Consider the following 20,942-nt stretch of genomic DNA (forward strand, 5'->3'; position numbering starts at 1 on the left):
AACACTATACGGATAACCTGTTCAGTCAGAACGAATGCGGATAATAGCGGTTACTTACGCTTCCATCCTCAAATAAATCTAATATAGCATAGCCGGGCGGGGTTTCGCGGTAATAACATTTAGCCGCCGAATCACTATCGCCGTCTTCCCACCAAAATCCACTTAAGGCGCCGTTACAATAGTAGCGAACGCCATCATAACCGGCCTCATCAAGTAAATGGATATGGCCGCTTATACACGTGATTGTTTTGTCGCGATGTTTATTAAATAAATTAGTGATATATCTCGCATCTGTATGGTTGCCACCTTCCATTATGGTGCTTACGCCCAAAATCGGGTAATGGCTCATACACAAAACAGGGGTGCCGCGCCGCAGTGACGCCAGGTCGTTCTCCAGCCATTTTCGCTGTTCAGCATCTAATGAACCTGCATTATCATTATTACTGTCGAGAATGATAAAATGCCACCCATGCTTTTCAAAACTGTAAAAGCGGCCCGGCATTTCAAGCTGAGCGATAACATGCGGTTTGCCATACATGCTGTCGGATTTGTCAGGGCAAGCCCACCACATATCATGATTACCCAAACAACTGTATACTTCATATCCCTTAAATCTTTCACGGGCGTTTTTCCATATCGCCCACTGTTCGTTGACCCGTTCACGGGTAATATTATTATAGTCGGCAGCGAATATGGAATCACCTCCGTTTAGAAAAAAATCGACCTTATGCTTCTTTATTTCTTCAATGCAGCGCCCGAAACGTTCAGGTGCATTGTATTCGGGGCGGATATGTACATCTGTAATATGCGCTACCCTTAATACCCGTTTCTTTTCATGCGGACCGGCCAAAGCATTCGGTTCGCGTTTTACTCCCAATGGCAATGATATGGCGAGCAAGCCTATCCCCTTTACCAGGTCCCGCCTTTTTTTGAGTCGACAGTGTTTGTCATGTTTTTAGTTGAGTGTTTTAATGGCCAAAATTTTGTTGCCCGTGGTGATTTGCAACTGTACTTTTTGTCCTGCTTTTACCATCACTTTAGGCCAATGTAAAAACGCGGTATACGGAAGCGGCTTCTGAGCCTGGGCGCTGCTTTCTGCAAAAACGGCTACGTTGGCATCATACCCAGTGTTGTTGCTCACCAGCAACGTGGTCGATTTCTTATCCTTCTTCAAAACAGCAGCGTGCACATGATCAAAAACCAGGAGTTTTTCCTTATCTGTCTGAAGATAAATTCCGGGCAATTCAATCGCCATTAACATACCGTTGGTTTCCGTCCACGAATTCCGGGTGTTTATGAAATTGCCAACGCTCCCCGCCTTCGGCGTCGCTGGGCTGAATTCGTTCCATGCTCGATCCGATAAGGTTGTTTGTAGTATAATGACCTGGCATATTTACTGCTTCGGCGTGCGCATGTTGAATATCCCTTATCAAATCTGCATATAATTTGTTACCTGTTGCACGGTATAATTTGAACAGGTAATCGCCCGAGGCTTCACAAATACCCGGAGCCGAATGTTTATTTTGAATACTGGCCCAAACTGCCCCGGCCATATGGCAGTTCAACTTCGCGATCTGGCTGCCGGCTGGAAAAACAGGATCATAGGACAACACCCAGGTTGAGCAAAGCGCCGCTTCTACCTCAGCTTTTTGCAACCAGCTTTTATCGCCGGTAACGTTATATAAGGCCATCAATGATTCTAAAAAACCAAATGCCGATTCTGAATTAGCATCCATGCTAATATCCCCGCAGTCGCCGCCGGTGAGGCCCTGGTTTACCACATCGCGCTGGTAATAATAATTGGCAGCATCCCTGGCTATTCCAAGCCACTCCGGATGATTAAAGTAATTTGCCGCAATGGCGAGCCCGCCGGGCGCTATCGCTCCCGCCGTGGAGTTAAATACGGCTATCTCGCCAGTTTCGGGTACGATGTACTGCCCAAACTCGCCGTATCTTTTCCAGGTGTTAGTAAAAGCTTCGGCCAGTTTCTTAGCGGCCGACTCCCATTCGGGCTTAATTATATTTCCAAAACCCTGCGCTTTCAGCAGCAACAGATGTTTCATCAGCCACAATAAAGCGTCACTGTTTTTGCGTACCATAGCCTGGCCTTCCGCGAAATCGGGGTGCATTTTTTCAAAAAGCAGGCGGCCATTTGCTTCTATTCCGCCATAAAAAAAGCCGCTTTTCCCCTGAAGTTTATTCACAACAAAGTCGATCTCTTCCGCCACCCGCTCACGTTCTTTTGCATTATTAAGCGCCAGCATAGGATAGGTATTCATCATACCGCTCACCCAACCCAACTGAAAATCGTCATTATTTTCGGGCTTGTAATAACTACCGGCAGGAACATGTATAAAATTACCGCTGCATATAGCCGAACCTACTGCAAGTACCTTACTCATAGGCAATATATTGCGGGGGCTATTTGGCCCGGTTATATCCTTACGTACCTGCATAAACTTCGTAAGCAAATCGGGTATGTTGCGGGCATCAAATACGCACAATCTCATCGCGATGGTTACATGGTCGCCGGGTTTCCAGTCGCGTGCTTTATCGCCACTTTCATGAAAATCCCCAAACCCGGGCGCCAGTCTGCGCACCGCCGGTGCCGAAATGCGAAAGCTGCAACTATCTTGTTTTGCATTTTCTGCAATGGTAAGGCCACTGTTGCCCAACTGGGTCTGCTGGGTGGTCAACAGGATAAAGCCTTTCTTTAGCGATGGTGAATAGAAGCACATTGCCGGCGTTGCTGCATTGCCGGTTTGTAACTGCACCAGCGATGCTTTATCGGGTTCTGCGGATAACCTGGGGTTATTTGAAATGGTTAGCGGTACTTTGGGGTTATAGTACATGTCCCTGGTGTAGGGTGGATTGTACCCGTTTCCAATAGCAGGATACCTGTTCCCGTTATACATACTTGCAGGCATCATAACATAATTCTTCCTGCTCCAACGGCTGAAGTCAAAAGATACCTCCAGGGCCGTGGCAGCTGCATGGCCTTCTTTTAACTTAATATCAGCGGTGATATCCAGTATCCCGGCGCTTGCACCCTGTTTTGCGGTTAAGTTAAGCAACCACTGGGCACTGTCTGTTGTAAGGCTGTTGTTCCCGAACACAAATTTATTTAATGCTTTGGTGCCCTCATATTGGATAGCGCTTACACGTATATTTCCATGCACCGCTTTTAAAAAATCCGGAGTTATAAGCTTTTTTGCTCCCTGCGCGTGGGCAATGCCTGTTAAGCATGTATAAATTATGAATGCGGAAAGGCAGCTTTTTTTGTTAAAGTTCATGTTAAATCATCAAAGTGCTATACCCGGACCTACGGATGAAACCAGCAGTTCCATATTTACTTTTTGATTGCTGTTATGCAAGGCGCTAACCTGGATTGACGATGCCCCGTGCGGAAGGCTCAAATTGCCCTGAGTAGGAATTTCAGCGATCTTCTTTCTGTTCTTATCCGCTACATAGCGAGCATTATCCTTCAGGATAATAAATTCGCCATTGGTAATTTTTTTGTCGATTGAAAGTTCTGTACCGTCCTGAAAAGTGATCCTGATGCCATCAGCATATCCGTCTTTTTCGGTTGATGATATCCGTATCGCACAATCCAGCGGCTGCGCATCAAATTCATTATTTAACCGGCAGGTATTTTTTTCGATAGTGTATTGCTGGTCAGGAAAGCGGGTTTCACGTACAGGATATAAAACGAAAGACTTTTCGCCGTTTTGCACCAGGTGAAATTTATAGTTTAAATTTTTTAAACGCTCTTTTACCGCTTTGGTGAAAACATTCGAGGCCCTTGCATTTTCCCAGGCGCGGTATGCCTTGAAAATGTTATTCTTTTCCGGGCAATTTTCAACAGTGTGCTGGCTCAAACCAAGCATATAAGTTGCATTCCAACCAATTGATTTGGCTTCCAGGTTTTCTGCGTCATATAAACTCCAATCACTGTGCAAATCAACTATTCCGAATGTTGCAGGTAAATAACTGCTCTCAAAAACATATCGCATATCTTTCCCCTCTATTCCCCATTGGTTCAATACCGGATTAAACATATTATTGCCGCCGCCAACATTGCAAACGCTCATATAATGCCAGTTGCCTTCATAAACCGCACTTCCCATTACGCGGAGGTAATCACCTCCATTTTTTGCATAGGTATCAAATAATTTCCTGAAAAACTGTTTAAAGGAATATTGCCCCTGTCCCTGGTATATACAACTCTCCAGGCCATCAAAATCAATATAATCCATCCCTCCTTCTGTGAGCCACTTGCCATAATAATCTGCATATACTTTTTGCAAATTCATATCCGGAACAAAACCACGATAGCAGTTAGGCTGCAGCTTTACTATTGTAGTACCCTTTTTATAGGTACCTCTTTTTGTTCCGTAAAGCCCCCTTTTGATATGTAAAAAGGTGTAAGGCTTGCTCTCGCTAATGCCATTGTATTCTATAAGCTCCTTCCCTATTTTCAGCACATTGGTATGGTTACCTTCCCATCCACCAAACTCGTTGAAATAGGCCCTGTCGGCCACCGTTATAACCGTGTCCTGATCAGTAAGATTTTTGGTTATGGAAGTGCGCTGCATAATGGCCAGGCTATCGCTCGGTACCGGGGCCACATCGCTGTTATTATCAGGCTGCAGAAACTCGCACAGGGTATGCAGTCCATACCTGATCCCATTTTTCTTCATCAATGCACCATAGTCCGGAATGTTCATGGGAGCCGCGTTGTTGAAATTTATTTTTCTGTTAGTCCAGCGATTTTGCGGGTTGGGATAATATTCGCCCCATCCTTCATCCTGTACGCCTTTGATGGCTAATTGATGAGCATAGGTGATCAGGCTGTCATGAGCGCCATGCCATGCAATATCAGGGCGATATGCTTTAGGGTCTTTGATCCATTGACCATCAATTTCGGGATGCGGCAGCCCTTCCTTTAAAACTATTTGTTCGATAGTGCGGAGCCCGACAGAATCGGGACAGGCAAGCAAAGCAACCGACGACCCGATGTAATCGGCATTAACCGGCGGCACCAACTGGTACCTGGCCGAATTTACCTTCCCATCCAAATTATCGGGCAACACCGGGAAGCGTATCATCTGTTCCTTTCTCCGGTCTCTTGAATGCATGCAAACTGTAGAACCAAAAGCGGGTTCAAGTCTTGCCCCGTTTCCGTAGTTCATCCGGTAATACTCTTCCGGATGTGAATAAAACGCCACATCATTTATCCCATCTCCGCCGATTGTGAAAGTTTGACCTTCCTTAAGATTTGGAGGCAAGGGGTATTTCAGGGGATCAGGCGAATGAATAAAATAGTACATGAAAGACATGTCGCCTCCTGTTGGAGGGCCGCCGGTGGTATTGTCATTTAAACCCAGTATGCCAAATGCGAAATCATCATCTCTCACTACGCCCAGGATATCTCCTATTGTTTTAGAGATAGTTAATTTATAAGGGCCCCAAACGATATTATCAACCCCGTTTCGCGGCTTAAGCGATACCAGTTTCAATCGTACATACTCCCCTTTTTCATCAGTTTGCACCGTTGCCACCGAACCATTAGGATAGTGTAGCGTTATACGCTTATTGAGCGTGTTAAATGCAGCGGATACCGGCAGTATATAGTTTTCGCCTTTGTACAGACTAAGCAAGGCAGAAACTTTACCGGCAGGGCAATATTCTTTATGGGATGATTTATCCTTAATACTGGTAATGAACCCACGTTTGTTTATACTAAGCGTGACAAACTTTGTGTTTAAAGTAATGGTTTGTGCATTTGCCTGCGGGTGAATTACCAGCATCATACTGAACGCCAGGAGAACTAAAAAACCTGTGTTCAATTTATTTATCATGTTATAAAAACTCATATATAATTAACTAAAAAGCATTTCCAATTTCTAAGTACCGCTTTCTGATCAATGATAAAAGAGGGCGCCCTGTACCACCATACAGGGACGCCTCTTCAACTAAACCTCATGTAGTCTCATTACCGGAAGTACACTTAAAAAATAAAACACATTCGGCACCTATTGTATCACCGGATTAAATGTTCCGCCATCCCATCCTATATTTTGCTGCAGATTTTTGTTTTGTAAAATATACTGCGGATCAATAGGACCGAAATAATAGGCATCGGGTATATTGATTTGACTGGTGGCACCAGGATCTATCGGCTCATATTTGTAATTGGTAATAGCCTTAAGAAAAGCGTTACGATCAAACGATGCCGGTGAATTGACTATCAGATTAGAAAGCTGTGCGGCAATCCCGCTATTACTTTGCGTAATATTAATACCATATTGAGAGGATGCAGCCGCGCTGTTAAAGTACGGCCCGTAAGCGTGCAGCGTACCCATGCTATTCAGTACATTAAACATCCGCCTGCGCCTTAAATCCCAAAATCGTTTTCCTTCAAAAGCAAACTCTATAGCCCGTTCGGTCATAACAGCGTTCAATGTGGCCTGATAATCAGAGCCAACCGATGCAGCCAATCCATAATTTCCTGCTCCTGCTGTTATATGGGCCCTTTGGCGGATTTGAATAATATAGGCCCTTGCTTCGGCCGGGTGCTGTACTTCATTAGCAGCCTCAGCAAGGTTAAGTAAAACCTCAGCATACCTGATGATAGGCCAATCAAAAGCCTGGCGGTTCCAAACGCTTGAACCCAATGTGGTATCAATCCCCTTACGGCAATAAAAACCAGTGATATTATAATTGGGTGTGGCTTTGTAGGCATCATCCCCGGCTATCGTGTTAAAAATCCATTGCACACGTGGTGTAATATCCGCAAAATCATACCTGGCGCCATTATACACAATTGTTTGATAGAAGCGCGGATCCCTGTCCTTCCAAAACTCTGTAGGGTCATATCCCGAAGCCGGGTCGGAAATTGGGAGACCATTTTTCATGGGATAAGCCTGCACCATCTCCCAGGTAGGATCACAGGAGCCTGCAGCGCCAGAGGTTTCAGTTAAAGGCCTTTGCCCTTGTTGAAAGCCATTTGTTTTTTCGGGATAATGGTAGCGTAAGCTCAAAACCATTTCCTTAGCAGCCCCGGCCTTATCATACCACATGTTTTCATTTGGTTTTGCAGTATTATCGGTATATAAGCCATAACCATCAGCATCTAACTCAGTTTTAGCGGCCAGCAAGGCACTATAAGCATCATTCCAATAAGTGGCATTAGGTGTTTTGCAAAACAGGGGGCTTGCTTTTAGTAACAGGGCTTCGCCTTTTACCGCCATAGCCGCGCCTTTGGTAACCCGGCCAATATCATTTGAACCCCAGGTAGCCGGCAATAAATTAATTGCGCTATCCAACTGTTTGCCAATAAAATCAAAACACTCAAGTGACAGAATTTCTTTTTACCAGTAAAGTATTTATATCGGCTGTTGGGTCCTGAACCGCGGTAATGATTGGCACCCCTCCTAATACTTTTACCATCCTGTAGTATAAATATGCGCGGAAGAAGTATGCCTGGCCTTTCAGGCTTTTATAATCGGCATCAGATAGAGCAGATTTACTTTTATCAATATTTGCAAAAAAGTTATTGATAGACCTTACCCTTCCCCAGTCCCAAACCCTGTCGGGGTAACCGCTTTGGCTTGTATAAGTGCCTTTAAGAAAAGAGTTAAGGCCATTGCCGCCGCTGCCACCAGAATAAGCTTCGCCGGCCAGTTCTTCATTTCTGTTCCAGGAAGGTAAAATATTATAGAAATTGGTTACATATCCTTTTACAAAATCAGGACTGCCCCATTCCTGCTCTGGCGTAATTGGGCCTCCCGGATGATCAACATCAAATACCTTTTTACAGGATATTGTTAAAGCAATTATCCCCAATAAAACGAATAGTATATTGAATTTAAGTTTCATGATCTAATAATTTAATGTTTAAAGTGTTACATTAAGCCCGCAGGTAAACCCTCTTAATACAGGGTACATTCTAAAGTCGCCGCCCAGTTCAGGGTCCCAATCGGTTACATGGTTCCATTGATACAGGTTTTCGCCGCTGAAATAAACCTTCACAGCTTTAACTTTTATTTTCAACAACAAGCTTACCGGCAAACTATAGTCAACAATTAAGGACTTTAACCGCAGGAAAGCGCCATTTTTTAACCAGAATGTAGATGACACCTCGCTGTTGCTTGTGCCTTGCCAGTCGGTCATAATAGGACTTGGCATGGTAGCGGTAGAGGCTGTTTGCGGAGTCCATGCATTTTTCCAGATGGTTAAATTATCATTGCCAGGTAAAGGCCGCCTGTAGTAAACATCGGTAGGCATAATGTCGTAACGGCCCAAACCAGCAAATACAGCGGTGAGGTTAAGTCCTTTCCAGCCAAATGTGAAGTTGAAGCCATAATTAACACGCGGTATCCCGTTTTTTGAAATGATCTGCTGGTCGTTCCCGTCAATTTTCCCATCAGGCGAATCGGTACCCAGTGGGCCCCTGATGTCCTTGTACATCAACATCCCGGGCTGTGGCTTGCTGCCAAATATGGTAAAATTGGGGCCGTTAGCTTTTAAAATATTATCCACGTCCTGCTGTGTTCTGATAATTCCATCGGATACATAACCCCATATAATCCCGTTAATGGGTTGTCCTATCAGGTTCTGGTAACCACGAACTGACGCTGCCTGGTCAACCTTCAGATATTTGTTGGCAGAATATGACCAGTTGCCAGACACGCGATAGAAAAAGTCATTGATGTGCCGTTCGTGGCTAAGAGATAGCTCAATACCCCGTGCCGATGCTATCCCATAATTAACTGCAGGCAAGCTTGCTCCAACCGTACTTGGGACCGATGCTACACGTGCACCAAGAATATCGGTGGTTTTTTTGTACCATAAATCAACAGTTCCGGTAAGGATTCTTTTTGGCATGCCAAAGTCTAAACCCAGGTTGTAGTTATGATTTTTTTCCCATGTGATATTGGGGTTGATAGTTGCACCCAACGTTGTTGAAGGCGGAAGCCCGGATCCTATATAAATACCTGAGTTTGCGTTAAAGTTGTAGGTTTGTTGCCATTGCCATGGAGCTGTATTATCTGTACCGGTTATACCGTAAGAAAAACGCAGCTTCAAAACATCAAGGACTTTAGTATAATTTGCAAAGAAGTTTTCATTGGCGATATTCCAGCCTGCTGAAACGGCCGGAAAATATCCCCAACGCTTATTTGACGGAAAGATATAAGAACCGTCGGCCCTCATGGTAAAGCCAAGCAAATATTTTGAGGCGTAATTGTAATCAACCCTGCCAAAATAGGAAGCGAAGCCTGTAGGCTGGTTCTGATCGCCCCTGATATACCAGTCGGTGCTATTGGTTGATCCGCCGTTAATTTGCTGATAGTTAGGGTTGCTGTAATTGTCATCCCAAATGGTTGAATAATGGCCCCGGTATGCCGATTGCTCATAGCCGGCAAACGCGCTGATATTATGAAGGCCAAAAGATCGGTCATAATTCAACATCAAATCCAGTTGGTAATTAGATGACTGCGAATATGACTCCTGCAATTCGGTAGGTGCACCAATTCCGGAAATCTGGGCCTGGTCTAATATCTGATAGCCTCCTGATCGTGTTAAATCCAATTTATCGGTAACGATGTGGTTATGGTCGCCACCGGTTTGGAAATAATAAATGTAAGGTGCATTACGCCATGCTTTGGTGTAATTATTAGTGGTATTGTAAGCGAAAGTACCCTTTGCCGATAGTCCGGTTATTCCTGGGATATCATATTTCAATTGAAAAACCGGGGTAATATTATTGCCCGACGGCTTGGTGTAGCCACCATTTCCCTTTGCCAGGTTGGCGGTATTGGTGTTATCAAAGTTGCCAACAGGAAGGCCATTAATAAAAGAGGGCCGGCCGGGATTTACCATTAACAGCCTGTTGTACATGTTCGACAAATTGAAATCCCCATAATCATAGGCCCAGAACGGACGGCTGCCGTTATTCCATTCGCTTTGGATATTTAAATTATAGCTCCATCGCTCAGAAATTTGTCCATCTATTTTTGCTGTTAAATTATATTTACGGAAGGAATTTGAGGTTGCCCCTTCCTGCTGGAAATACCCTGCCGAGATATAGTACCTGGCTGCTTGCGAACCACCGCTTACGGCTAAGTTATGTGAAGTATTCCATGGATTACGCCAGGTATCTTTTAACCAATCGTACGAATGTGTTTTGAAATAATCTAACTCGTCAGGTGTATAGTAGCTTGGATCGTTTGCCGGCAAACCTTTTTGGGCAAATGCCTCATTGGCAAAAGTATAAGCATCAAAAGCATTCATTCTCCGCGGTGTAATTTCACGGTTATTCATGGTATATGATGCATTGTAGGATATAAAGGTTTTATTGGCTACGCCATGTTTTGTTGTAATCAAAACAACACCGTTACCGCCCCTGATACCATAAATCGCGGTTGACGCGGCATCTTTCAGGATACTGATGTTATCGATATCGGCCGGGTTAATGGTGGCAAATGTTGTTGCATCCCTTACAAAACCGTCTATCACGTATAGCGGGTCTGTCCCGCCCTGCCAGGTTGAGGACTCCCTGATTTTAATATTAGCGCTTGCGCCGGGATAACTACCTTGCGTAGTAACGGTAACGCCTGGTGACAGGCCTTGCAACAAATTGGCTGGGGAAGATGTAGGGCGGTTTTCAAGTGCAGATGATTTAATTACACCTATTGCACCTGTCAGGTTTTCTTTTTCTGCGTACCATAGGCAACCACAACTATTTCGCTGAGCCCGCTTACATCGGCTTCCATCCTTACCAGCATAGGTGTACCGGGAGTAACCTGCAATTCTTTTTTCACATAGCCAACAAATGAAAAAACAAGTGTTGCGTTCCCATCCGGAACCTCTATGTTGAATTTACCACTGGCGTCGGATATTGTGATGGCTTGACTTCCCTTTACTGAAATAGTCACGCCGGCCAGCGGTATATTTTTGTTATCAAATACCTGCCCGCTTATCTTAACCGGGCTTACATTTAAGCTGGTAACCACATTATCAACAGTCTTTTCAATTTGCTGAAGAACAATGTTGTTATTAACCTTTTTATAAGTTAAGGACTGATTTTTAAGACATTCCTTTAATGCCTCATCTATTGAGGCATCTTTCAGATGAATGGTTACACTTTTATTCTGTACATCTTTTGAATCATAAAAAAACACATATCCTGTTTGTTTATTTATCTGGTTAAGTACTTTTTTCAGTGAGGAATTTGTTTCATCCAGGTTAATTTTTTGACTATACACTTTTGCACTACATTCAAGAAGGGCAACTAACATGATCAAGGTAGTCAATTTCATAACTAATAACATTTTGCGCGGCCACGGACAACGCATGGCCATTAAAAAAGCATTTAATTTCATACTTTTGTTGAGTTGGGTTAACAGATAGTTAGAGACACTAAACATATTCCCGTTTTGCGGGGAGGGTTAACTCAATATTTAACCGCATTCCGATTGCCCTCGGGATGCGTTTTTTTTGAGTTAACCTTGTGGGGATGGGCCTAAATTTTGAAGGCCGGGTGTGTATTTATTTTTCCATATGGTTCCTTTTATTTTGAGGTGAATAATTGGTTAATTACAGGTGTTAGTTCATTACAATAATTGTTTTCCCATCTATTTTGTAATGTATTTGCTTAAAGCTCAGAATATCCAGTATTTGTGACAGATTGACGTTCCTGGAAATTTCGCCCGAGAATCTCCGCGAGGGTAATTGTCCTTCATATTTGATCTCCACACCATACCAGCGCGAAAGCTGCCGCATTACTTCCTGAATATTATTGTCTTCAAAAAGAAAAATCCGTTTTTCCAGGCCACCACTTCATCCGCATCTACATTCATAACATCGATCAGGCCGTGATCAAACCTTGCCTGCTGCCCAGGTTTAATGATATTACTCACTTTCCCGGCCGATACTTTTACACTGCCTTCGAGCAGGGTAGTTTTAACAGCCTGCTCATCATTATAAGCATTGATATTGAAGTGGGTGCCTAATACCTCTACTGTTTGCCCGTTTGAAATAACTTTGAACGGCTTTTTGGCATTGTGTGCAACTTCAAAATAGGCCTCGCCGGTAAGTTCTACCCTGCGTTCGTTACCATTAAAAACTACCGGGTATTTTATTGATGACGATGCGTTTAACCATACTTTAGTACCATCAGCCAAAATAAATTGATACTGCCCGCCTTGCGGCGTAGCGGCGGTGTTATATATAATGTTCTTTGACGGATGGAAGTCCACAACAACATCCCTATAACTAATTTGGCCGTCGGCGGCTTTTTTTATAACGATGTTACCCTGACGTGCGAGTTTTCCAATCTTTGCACCATTTAATACAATGGTACTCCCATCCCCTAATGTTAATATGGCTTTGTTTCCGCCGGGGGCTACATCCTGTTTCTGAGGCTTAACTGCAGCTATTTGCCGGCGGGAATTATTATTAATGCTAAAAAAGTATCCCCCCACAGCCATAAAAAAAGTATTGAAGCAGCTATTGCCCAACGCGATAATTGTATCCTTTTTGTCCTTCCCTGTATTTCATTCAGCAGATTATCAAGGCTCTCTTTCTGATCTTCTTCCAATTGCTCCTGCGACAAATAAGGATCGCCGTGCTTGTATTTTAAATACCAGCTTTCAACCAAAGCGTTCTCTGCCGGAGTAGTCATGCCGCTGTTATACCGTTCTATTAAATCTTCGATGTCTTGTGGTTGCATAATCGTTAAAGGATATATCATCCTTATTACCCCATATACAACTACTACCGGGGGAGGGAGTAGATAAAAATTAAAAAATTGAAAATAATTTACCGGATGATAGGTTGGGGAAGGTATCACCTCCTATTACTGTAAGAAAGCTTATTGAAAACTGACTTTTGGTTTAGCTATTCCAAGTGGCCGTATCGGGTCGTTAATGCTTTCAGACATAAGAATTTGTCAAAAATAAATTCAACGCAAACGTTTGTTTATCGCAACAAGGCTCATAAATATGTTTTTTGAGTTTTATAACAGCGAAGTGTTGTTATTGAAAGCCTGTATTAATTACCCCGACGGTAAAATCTTTACCAATCAGTTAAAAATAGCGCTCTTAATCAGCGGATTAAAGCGATATAGTACTTGCATTGAGGGCAAGAACCTTTTTGTTAAAGCTGATTCGCCCAAATTAACGCAAACGGTTGCGTAGAACTTTAGCGCTTAAAATCACTCCAGTCCTCTTAATTTGTAACAACAATTATACGATTAGATAAACAGGGGCCCGGTTTCAGGCGATTCGTTTATACCGGACCTCAATGGTCAGCAATCAATAAATATCGCTTGCAAATTTATAATCAATGTAAACCTTAATGGCTTTGTACGGTAAATATAGTGACGACGATTTGATAACGCTGTTAAGGCAAGATGACATATCTGCTTTTACGGCGATTCATTCGCGCTATTACGGAGCGTTATATCAGCATGCGTATAAAAGATTGCCGGACAGGGATACTGTGAAAGATCTTTTACAGGAGCTTTTTATCCATTTATGGGACCAAAGAACATCAATTGATATTAAAGGCAGTTTACAAGCTTATTTATGTACCGCTATCCGGAACAAGGTTTTAAATGTTTTTAAGCACGAGAAAGTAAAAGCCAATTACATTACCTCGTTAATTAATTTTGAGGAAACCTGCGAATCTACAACGGATGAAAATTTAAGAAATAAAGAACTTATTGCCCTGATTAAGGCCGAAGTAAGCTCTTTACCTCCAAAAATGAAACTGATATTTGAGTTAAGCAGGGATTCAAACCTGTCGCACAACGAAATTGCCGAAATATTGGAGATAAGCCCCTTAACTGTTAGAAAGCAGGTAAACAATTCTTTAAAAATACTGAGAGCAAAATTAGCGTCACATCTGCTAACGCTGTTTTTATAACCAGGTTTCAATACTTACGTGGTGTATTTTGATATGCGATAATACCATCCTAACCGATTACAAAAAATTTATGCTGTTTTAAAATGTTCCCGGTTTTGATTCGTCTTCATTATTAAAGAAGGTTAAAATCATTGAATAAACAATAACATGAAAAAGCATATCATATCAACAGCACATAGTCAGTTGTGGGAGGGCATAGACGACTAAAAGAGTAAATTAACAAAGGTTATTAGCGGCAGGTGCTGTATCTTAGCGCCATGACGGATTATAAACTGGAAGCAGCTAAAGCCGCTTTAACCTTGATTACCCCCAATCAAATTATTGGTTTGGGAGCCGGGGGCACCATAGCTCATTTGGTTAATATGTTAGCCCAGGATCGTAAGCTTGCGGCTTCCTTAATATTTACCTCATCATCATTCAAAACAACTCAACTGCTAAGCACATACGGTTTGCGCATTCAGTCGCCTGCCTTGCTTAATAAACTCGATATCTATTTTGATGGCTGCGACCAGTTTGACAGCGAACTAAACGCCCTGAAAAGCGGCGGCGGCATCCATACTACCGAAAAGGTCCTTGCCTCAATGGCGCATGAATTTATTTTGCTGGGCGATGAGGGAAAATTCTCTGCCCAACTTAACGCTACATATCCGCTGGTTATAGAGATATTACCCCAGGCCTTACAAATTGTACTGGCAAAACTGGCAATCCTATTTCCCCAGGCTACACTTACCCAGCGTATGAGCACGCAAAAAGATGGGGCTTTGATATCAGATAATGGTAATATGCTGATCGATGTACAATTTACTGAACTGCCCGAACCGGTTAAATTAAATACCCTGGTTAAAATGATACCGGGTGTTGTTGAACACTCTTTATTTTACCAAATGGCCGGCAGGGCAATTATTGCAGGCGAAAATGGTATCCGGACCATAAGGCCTCAACGCTAACTATCAGTCGGCATTATTTAAAACGGCGATACCTTTTAACGTACAAACGCCATAGTTAAAATGGTTTAAAAGCTGCAGCTGGACATCCCATAAATTAAATTCGGCATGAGGATATACGGAGGCGTTAAAACCAAGTTCAATCTGGTTAACCCGCATAATGGCAATTATTCTGGTATCAATTTCGGGACGGACATACCCTTGATCGATACCTTTTTTTAACAGCTTCTCAATGATATTGACCATGAAGCCTGTTTTAAATTTCAGGTATAACATCCAGCCTTCGTGATGGTACTTTTGCAGATCGACCAAAACAGCAGGGTTAACCCTCGAAAAGATCTCCCCTGTACATTTGGTGAGCTCAACCATCTCATCCATCATATTACCCGTGTCACTAATAATTGAGCAAAGCATTGCCTCATCATCGCTCAGCCGCTTTTTTACAAGAGCAGTAACAAGTTCATTTTTGTCCCTGAAATGCTGGTAAATTGTTTTTTTGGAGATCCCCAGATGCCGGGCAATATCATCCATGGTAATGCTTTTTATCCCTGCTTCAAGAAAAAGCGCTTCACTCCCATTTAAAACCCGCTCCTTATCAATCATAGCGTTAGGTAGTTATCAAAGCGGTGATCCCCCTGATAGCGCCAATCAGGATCTCCTGGTTCATTTTTTCATCCCGCGTGAGCTGGATCATGTTAATGGCTATCAATCCATGAATTACGGCCCAGTAGGTGTAGTATTTTTTTGAACTTCCTCCTCACTTACCTCCCGGGGTGCATACAGCGCCCGTATCACTTCAGAAACCATCTCCGGAAAAACCAATGCTTCCGCTATCCGGTTTTCTACCGGGCTGCAACCTGTACCAACAGCAAACATCAGCTGGTAAAGCTCCTTATAGGCAATTGCAAAGTTCCAGTAAGCCAACCACATAGCCTCCATCTGTTCAATGGCGTCTGTATGTGCCTCTTTTGCCAGCTTTACCATAGCTGCCAGCTTCAGGTGCCCCTTGCGGGCAAGCTCGGTATACAAAGCTTCCTTGCTTTCAAAATATTCGTAAATAGCAGGAGCCGTGTACTCGATATGCTCAGCAAGTTTCCGCATACTTAACGCATCACATCCCTCACACTTGATCATATCCAACGCAGCGTCCAGTATCTTTCGGCGGGTATCATCCTTTTGCCGTAATATCCGTTCTTTACTTCCCATGTTTTAACTTCTCAATCACAAGCAAAATTTACTTTAATTTATTCATTAATAAATAATTAACCATAATTAAATTATCAATTTGGTTTAGATGATTGTATGATAACAGGTTTTACAAAAATCAATTAGTTGGCATAGATAATAAATGTTTAAACAACTTCAAAATATGTCAAAATCACCACTGGCTATAAAAAAGCCCGGCAGCTCAATTGCAAACCGGGCTTCTTGATTAACAGGGAGGTAATTCCACCTATTTCCAGCCGCCCCCTAAAGCGCGGTAAAGGTTAACTATAGCTTGTAATTCCTGCAAATGATCGTTAACGCCGCTTAACTGGGCAGCAAGCAAGTTTTGTTCTGAAGTTAAAACATCGGTATAGTTAGTTGCCGAGCTGTAACGCAGCAACTCTTTGGTATAATCAACCGATTTTTCAAGCGCCTGCAACTGTTTAACCCTTGAGCCTTGTTTTTCAATGGCGTTTTGGTAGGAGAACAACGCATTGGTTACCTCCTGCCCCGCCGTGAGTAATGATTTTTGATAAGCATAATAAGCTTCCTGTTGCTGGGCTTGCGCTGTTCTTAAACGCGCCCGGTTTTGACCTTTGTTAAAAATGGGCTGGGTAATGCCGCCAACAAAGTTGTAAAATATGGAATGATCAAAAAGTTCTTCAACTGCAGGGTTGATAAACCGGCCTGCCCGGTAATGGTAAGCTGCGGATAAAAATAAGTACGTGCCAGGTTGGTATTCTCAAACGCACTCCTGAAGGCAAACTCAGCTTCCTGCACATCCGGGCGATTTTTTAAGAGCTGGGATGGGATGCCCGTTTTCAGGTCGGCCACAGGTTTCTGTTCGCTTAGCGTTGTACGTTTGATAGTACCGGGTGCTCTTGCCAGTAAAATACTTAATGCGTTCTCGGCTTCGCGGATGCTTTGTTTAAGATCGGGTATGGTAACCTCGGCGGCATAGCGGTTAGCTTCGCTTTGTACAACGGCCGCTCCGTTTACCACAGCACCTTCCTTCAGGGCTTTTACGGTCTCTACATCTTTTACCCGTATGGTAAGCGTTTGCTGAGTGATAGCCAATTGCTCATCAAGCGCCAGCAGATTATAATAAGCGTTTGCTATATCGGCTATGAGCTGGGTTTGAACCGCTCTTTTAGCAGCGTCACTTTGCAGCAATGACGCCAGCGCCGCTCTTTTCGAACTGCTTAATTTACCCCAGATATCGGCCTCCCAACTGGTACTTAACGCTGCCTGGTAGGTGGTTGTTTTCAGGTTGAACGAGTTGGCAAACTCAGGCGGAAAATTTAAGCTTGCTGCTGATGTCTTTGCTCTTGTAACAGTTCCGCTCCCTTCCAGGCTTGGCAGATATGCCGCCTTGCTTTGGTTAAATGTTGCCTGGGCCTCATTAATGCGCTGTACGGCAGTTTTTAAATCGAGGTTTTCACGTAGCCCTTCCTGGATGAGGTTTACCAGAACGGTATCAGAAAATAGCCGGCTTACCGGCATGCTGGCCATTGATGTGGTATCGCTGATAGTGGTATCGCGATACAACTTATCGGTATTTACTACCGGCTGCTGGTATTTTTTTGTAACACATGAGGCAAGTACCGCGGTTGCTGCCAGCGTAGCCAGTATTTGCCGTTTATATGAATGGATCATTTTTTTGCTTATTTATCGTTTTAAAAATTTTGCTCTGAGGCTACCGTTTCGGTCTCAATCTCTATTTCTTTTCCAACAGGTTTACCGCTTACGCGTTCCTGGAGCGATTGGAAGATGATGAACAGTACCGGGATCACAAACACACCGAATATGGTACCGATCAGCATCCCGCCTACAGCGCCTGTACCTATTGAGCGGTTACCTTCGGCACCTGCTCCTGATGCAATCATTAGCGGGACTAAGCCCAGTATAAATGCGAAAGAGGTCATCAAAATAGGCCTTAAACGGGCAACCGAGCCATCAATAGCGGCCTGCACAATGCTTTCGCCGTTTCGCCTGCGGGCTACCGCAAACTCAACTATCAGGATGGCGTTTTTGGCTAACAGACCGATGAGCATGATAAGGGTGATCTGCAAATAAATATTATTTTGAATGCCGAAGATCTTAGCGAAAATGAACGCGCCGGCCAAACCTATAGGCAGTGACAGTAATACAGCAAATGGCAGGATATAGCTCTCGTACTGCGCACTTAATAAGAAGTATACAAACACCAAACACAGCAGGAAAATAAAAATAGTTTGGCTGCCGCTGGCAATCTCCTCGCGGGTAAGGCCCGAAAACTCGAACCCATAACCGGCAGGCAATGTTTTTGCGCCTACTTCCTGTATGGCTTTAATGGCATCGCCCGTGCTGAAGCCCGGTTTCGGAGCGCCGTTTACCGAAATAGAAGTAAACAGGTTAAAACGGCTAACTGATTCAGGGCCGTAAACCTTTTTCAGCGTAACAAACTCAGATATAGGCGCCATGGTATTATTGGCATTGCGCACATACATGTTGTTCAAGCTACCGGTGGTACCCCTGTAAGCGGCATCTGCCTGGATCATTACACGGTATTGCTTGCCAAACTCATTAAAGTTGGAGGCATAAACACCGCCAAAATATCCCTGTAAAGCGCTTAATACCGAATTTACAGTAATACCGGCATCCTTACATTTAGCCACGTTAACATCAACCAAAAACTGTGGAAAGTTGGTATTAAAAAACGTAGACGCATATTGAATTTCGGGACGCTGGTTTAATGCGCCCAGGAACTTGCCGTTTATTTCGGCAAATTTCACAATATCGCCGCCGGTTTTGTCCTGCACCTGGAACTCGAAACCGCTGCTGTTACCAAAGCCCTGCAAAGTTGGCGGGGCAAAGAACAGGACGGTAGCACCTTTAATTCCGGCTGTCATGCCAAATAGTTTGCCGATAACGGTGTTCACATCAGACCCTTTGGCCGTGCGTTTGTCCCAGGGTTTCAGCTTAACCATGATTAAGCCATATGAACCACCCGCGCCGCTCAGTATGCCCTGGCCGGCAACCCTGATAGTCGACTCCACTTCGGGCAGGGACCTTACCATACCTGATACCTTGTCGATAACCTCTGTAGTACGCTCCAGTGACGCGGCAGGCGGCAATGAGATATCGCCAATAATAAAACCCTGATCTTCATTAGGCACAAAGCCCGATGGCGTTGTTTTTAGCAGAAACCAAAATATCAACCCAAAAACCGCAATACCGGCAATCGAGAGCCATTTTTTGGCCGCAAGAAAGCTTACAGATTTTTTGTATTTGCGGGTAATTGTATCAAAACTGGTATTAAAGGCTGTATAAAATCTTTGTAACAGGCCTGTTTTATGATGCTCGCCTTCGGGATGCGGTTTCAATAACAGCGCGCACAATGCCGGGCTTAATGTTAAAGCGTTTACTGCAGATATAAAAATCGCGACAGCAAGCGTTAAACCAAACTGTTTATAAAACACCCCGGTTGAACCGGTAATGAATGTTACCGGGATAAACACGGCAGCCATTACCAAAGTGATGGATACTATAGCGCCGCTGATGTCATTCATGGCGCTGATTGTAGCCGCTTTTGCCGATTTAGCCCCATGATCAAGCTTGGCGTGTACGGCCTCAACCACCACAATGGCATCATCCACCACTATACCAATGGCCAACACCATAGCAAACAGGGTGAGCAGGTTAATGGTAAACCCAAACAGTTGCAGAAAGAAAAAAGTACCCACTATAGCCACAGGCACCGCGATAGCCGGGATCAGTGTGGAACGGAAATCCTGAAGGAATACGAATACTACGATAAACACCAATACAAATGCTTCAATCAGGGTGTGCACAACTTTTTCTATCGAAGCATCTAAAAAGTCATTAACACTAAAAAGGGAAGTATAACTAATGCCCGCAGGGAACGTTTTCGACGCGGCCTCAATGGTCTGCTCGCAGTTTTTAATTAACTCATGCGCGTTTGAACCAGCAGTTTGATAAATGGCTATAGCTACTGCAGGTTTGCCATTCATGGTAGTAGCATTGGCGTAACTTTGTGCGCCAAGCTCAACCCGCGCTATATCTTTCAGGCGCAACAACTGTCCTTTGGTTGATGAGCGGATCACGATGTTTTCAAACTCGGGCACACTGGTAAGCCTGCCTTTATATTTCAATACATACTGGAACGACTGATTATCGTTCTCTCCCACTTTACCCGGCGCTGCTTCAATGTTCTGCTCGGCCAGGGCGCTGTTCACATCATCCGGTACAAGGCCGTAAGTGGCCATTACATCGGGCTTTAACCAAATACGCATGGAGTAATCCTGTATGCCAAATGATGATGCGTCACCCACACCGCTGATACGCTTGATCTGCGGCAGCACGTTAATGTTGGCGTAGTTTTGCAAAAATTTCTCGTCGTAGCTTTTATTATCGCTCGACAGGGAAAATACCATCACCATACTGCTTTGCCGTTTACTGGTGGTAACGCCTGCTTTGGTAACCTCGGCAGGGAGCAAACTGGTGGCTTTTGACACCCTGTTCTGCACGTTTACCGCCGCCAGGTCGGGATCGGTGCCTTGTTTAAAATAAACAGTGATAACAGCACTGCCGTCATTACTTGCAGTAGAGGTCATGTAGGTCATGTTCTCCACGCCGTTAATTTGCTCTTCGAGCGGTACGATAACACTTTTCATTACCACTTCGGCATTAGCGCCCTGGTATGATGCGGATACCTGCACGGTAGGCGGTGCTATATCGGGGTATTCTGATATGGGCAAGGTTGTAAGGCCCAGGATACCCAGTATGACTATAATTACCGATATTACGGTAGATAGTACTGGTCGTTCAATGAATGTACGTAACATATTGTTTATGTTG

At 43.9% G+C, this 20,942-nt stretch carries 18 protein-coding genes; 2 read left to right on the forward strand and 16 right to left on the reverse strand.

The window, feature by feature from the left end:
- Positions 1–25: 25 nt before the first annotated feature.
- The 11 genes from ACQ86K_RS18040 to ACQ86K_RS18090 all read right to left on the reverse strand — a co-directional run bounded on the left by ACQ86K_RS18040 (position 26) and on the right by ACQ86K_RS18090 (position 12,736).
- Entirely contained in the window at positions 26–898 is an 873-nt protein-coding gene (locus tag ACQ86K_RS18040) for a metallophosphoesterase family protein (protein WP_431198480.1), read from the reverse strand.
- Positions 899–955: 57 nt separating this feature from the next.
- Positions 956–1,255, reverse strand: coding sequence for a hypothetical protein (locus ACQ86K_RS18045; protein WP_431198481.1), 300 nt, complete (start codon positions 1,253–1,255; stop codon positions 956–958).
- Positions 1,245–3,293, reverse strand: coding sequence for a hypothetical protein (locus ACQ86K_RS18050; protein ID WP_431198482.1), 2,049 nt, complete (start codon positions 3,291–3,293; stop codon positions 1,245–1,247). The genes ACQ86K_RS18045 and ACQ86K_RS18050 overlap by 11 nt, the downstream gene beginning before the upstream one ends.
- Before the next feature lie 9 nt (positions 3,294–3,302).
- Entirely contained in the window at positions 3,303–5,861 is a 2,559-nt protein-coding gene (locus tag ACQ86K_RS18055) for a hypothetical protein (protein ID WP_091162727.1), read from the reverse strand.
- 174 nt (positions 5,862–6,035) lie between these two features.
- Positions 6,036–7,328, reverse strand: coding sequence for a RagB/SusD family nutrient uptake outer membrane protein (locus tag ACQ86K_RS18060; protein WP_431198483.1), 1,293 nt, complete (start codon positions 7,326–7,328; stop codon positions 6,036–6,038).
- A 25-nt stretch (positions 7,329–7,353) separates the two neighbouring features.
- Complete coding sequence (locus tag ACQ86K_RS18065; RefSeq protein ID WP_431198484.1) at positions 7,354–7,881, reverse strand: RagB/SusD family nutrient uptake outer membrane protein; 528 nt, start codon at positions 7,879–7,881, stop codon at positions 7,354–7,356.
- Positions 7,882–7,899: 18 nt separating this feature from the next.
- Entirely contained in the window at positions 7,900–10,815 is a 2,916-nt protein-coding gene (locus ACQ86K_RS18070) for a SusC/RagA family TonB-linked outer membrane protein (RefSeq protein ID WP_431200885.1), read from the reverse strand.
- On the reverse strand, positions 10,707–11,303 hold the full coding sequence (locus ACQ86K_RS18075; protein ID WP_431198485.1) for a carboxypeptidase-like regulatory domain-containing protein: 597 nt from the start codon (positions 11,301–11,303) through the stop codon (positions 10,707–10,709). The genes ACQ86K_RS18070 and ACQ86K_RS18075 overlap by 109 nt, the downstream gene beginning before the upstream one ends.
- Positions 11,304–11,610: 307 nt before the next feature.
- Complete coding sequence (locus ACQ86K_RS18080; protein WP_431198486.1) at positions 11,611–11,787, reverse strand: DUF4974 domain-containing protein; 177 nt, start codon at positions 11,785–11,787, stop codon at positions 11,611–11,613.
- Positions 11,787–12,494, reverse strand: a complete 708-nt coding sequence (locus tag ACQ86K_RS18085) for a FecR family protein (protein WP_431198487.1) — start codon at positions 12,492–12,494, stop codon at positions 11,787–11,789. The genes ACQ86K_RS18080 and ACQ86K_RS18085 overlap by 1 nt, the downstream gene beginning before the upstream one ends.
- Positions 12,440–12,736 carry a hypothetical protein gene (locus ACQ86K_RS18090; protein WP_431198488.1) on the reverse strand — a complete coding sequence of 99 codons (297 nt, stop codon included), beginning with the start codon at positions 12,734–12,736 and terminating at the stop codon, positions 12,440–12,442. The genes ACQ86K_RS18085 and ACQ86K_RS18090 overlap by 55 nt, the downstream gene beginning before the upstream one ends.
- Positions 12,737–13,362: 626 nt before the next feature.
- On the opposite strand from ACQ86K_RS18090, the gene ACQ86K_RS18095 reads away from it, so the two are divergent.
- Entirely contained in the window at positions 13,363–13,932 is a 570-nt protein-coding gene (locus ACQ86K_RS18095) for an RNA polymerase sigma-70 factor (RefSeq protein ID WP_112654242.1), read from the forward strand.
- A gap of 257 nt (positions 13,933–14,189) precedes the next feature.
- Positions 14,190–14,879: a ribose 5-phosphate isomerase A gene (rpiA, locus tag ACQ86K_RS18100; RefSeq protein WP_431198489.1), complete on the forward strand. Its 690-nt coding sequence runs from the start codon at positions 14,190–14,192 to the stop codon at positions 14,877–14,879.
- A 3-nt stretch (positions 14,880–14,882) separates the two neighbouring features.
- On the opposite strand, the gene ACQ86K_RS18105 is transcribed toward rpiA, so the two are convergent.
- The 5 genes from ACQ86K_RS18105 to ACQ86K_RS18125 form a co-directional block, all read right to left on the reverse strand.
- Entirely contained in the window at positions 14,883–15,479 is a 597-nt protein-coding gene (locus ACQ86K_RS18105) for a TetR/AcrR family transcriptional regulator (RefSeq protein ID WP_431198490.1), read from the reverse strand.
- A 114-nt stretch (positions 15,480–15,593) separates the two neighbouring features.
- The gene (locus tag ACQ86K_RS18110; protein ID WP_431198491.1) at positions 15,594–16,082 is read right to left on the reverse strand and encodes a TetR/AcrR family transcriptional regulator; all 489 of its coding nucleotides are present in this window, start codon (positions 16,080–16,082) and stop codon (positions 15,594–15,596) included.
- Between the two features lie 247 nt (positions 16,083–16,329).
- Positions 16,330–16,761, reverse strand: a complete 432-nt coding sequence (locus tag ACQ86K_RS18115; RefSeq protein ID WP_431200886.1) for a TolC family protein — start codon at positions 16,759–16,761, stop codon at positions 16,330–16,332.
- Entirely contained in the window at positions 16,656–17,738 is a 1,083-nt protein-coding gene (locus ACQ86K_RS18120; protein ID WP_431198492.1) for a TolC family protein, read from the reverse strand. The genes ACQ86K_RS18115 and ACQ86K_RS18120 overlap by 106 nt, the downstream gene beginning before the upstream one ends.
- A gap of 20 nt (positions 17,739–17,758) precedes the next feature.
- Positions 17,759–20,929, reverse strand: a complete 3,171-nt coding sequence (locus tag ACQ86K_RS18125) for an efflux RND transporter permease subunit (protein WP_431198493.1) — start codon at positions 20,927–20,929, stop codon at positions 17,759–17,761.
- Between the last annotated feature and the right edge of the window lie 13 nt (positions 20,930–20,942).

Source organism: Mucilaginibacter sp. P19 (assembly GCF_050632265.1).
Classification (GTDB): Bacteria; Bacteroidota; Bacteroidia; order Sphingobacteriales; family Sphingobacteriaceae; genus Mucilaginibacter; species Mucilaginibacter gossypii.

What these genes read in the sequence shown, in the direction of transcription:
- ACQ86K_RS18105 (WP_431198490.1), bottom strand. Translation starts at nt 15,479, where the DNA reads ATGATTGATAAGGAGCGGGTTTTAAATGGGAGTGAAGCGCTTTTTCTT.
- ACQ86K_RS18095 (WP_112654242.1), top strand. Translation starts at nt 13,363, where the DNA reads ATGGCTTTGTACGGTAAATATAGTGACGACGATTTGATAACGCTGTTA.
- ACQ86K_RS18125 (WP_431198493.1), bottom strand. Translation starts at nt 20,929, where the DNA reads ATGTTACGTACATTCATTGAACGACCAGTACTATCTACCGTAATATCG.
- ACQ86K_RS18075 (WP_431198485.1), bottom strand. Translation starts at nt 11,303, where the DNA reads ATGTTAGTTGCCCTTCTTGAATGTAGTGCAAAAGTGTATAGTCAAAAA.
- ACQ86K_RS18050 (WP_431198482.1), bottom strand. Translation starts at nt 3,293, where the DNA reads ATGAACTTTAACAAAAAAAGCTGCCTTTCCGCATTCATAATTTATACA.
- rpiA (WP_431198489.1), top strand. Translation starts at nt 14,190, where the DNA reads ATGACGGATTATAAACTGGAAGCAGCTAAAGCCGCTTTAACCTTGATT.
- ACQ86K_RS18090 (WP_431198488.1), bottom strand. Translation starts at nt 12,736, where the DNA reads ATGCAACCACAAGACATCGAAGATTTAATAGAACGGTATAACAGCGGC.
- ACQ86K_RS18045 (WP_431198481.1), bottom strand. Translation starts at nt 1,255, where the DNA reads ATGGCGATTGAATTGCCCGGAATTTATCTTCAGACAGATAAGGAAAAA.
- ACQ86K_RS18065 (WP_431198484.1), bottom strand. Translation starts at nt 7,881, where the DNA reads ATGAAACTTAAATTCAATATACTATTCGTTTTATTGGGGATAATTGCT.
- ACQ86K_RS18110 (WP_431198491.1), bottom strand. Translation starts at nt 16,082, where the DNA reads ATGGGAAGTAAAGAACGGATATTACGGCAAAAGGATGATACCCGCCGA.
- ACQ86K_RS18120 (WP_431198492.1), bottom strand. Translation starts at nt 17,738, where the DNA reads ATGATCCATTCATATAAACGGCAAATACTGGCTACGCTGGCAGCAACC.
- ACQ86K_RS18085 (WP_431198487.1), bottom strand. Translation starts at nt 12,494, where the DNA reads ATGGCTGTGGGGGGATACTTTTTTAGCATTAATAATAATTCCCGCCGG.
- ACQ86K_RS18055 (WP_091162727.1), bottom strand. Translation starts at nt 5,861, where the DNA reads ATGATAAATAAATTGAACACAGGTTTTTTAGTTCTCCTGGCGTTCAGT.
- ACQ86K_RS18080 (WP_431198486.1), bottom strand. Translation starts at nt 11,787, where the DNA reads ATGCGGCAGCTTTCGCGCTGGTATGGTGTGGAGATCAAATATGAAGGA.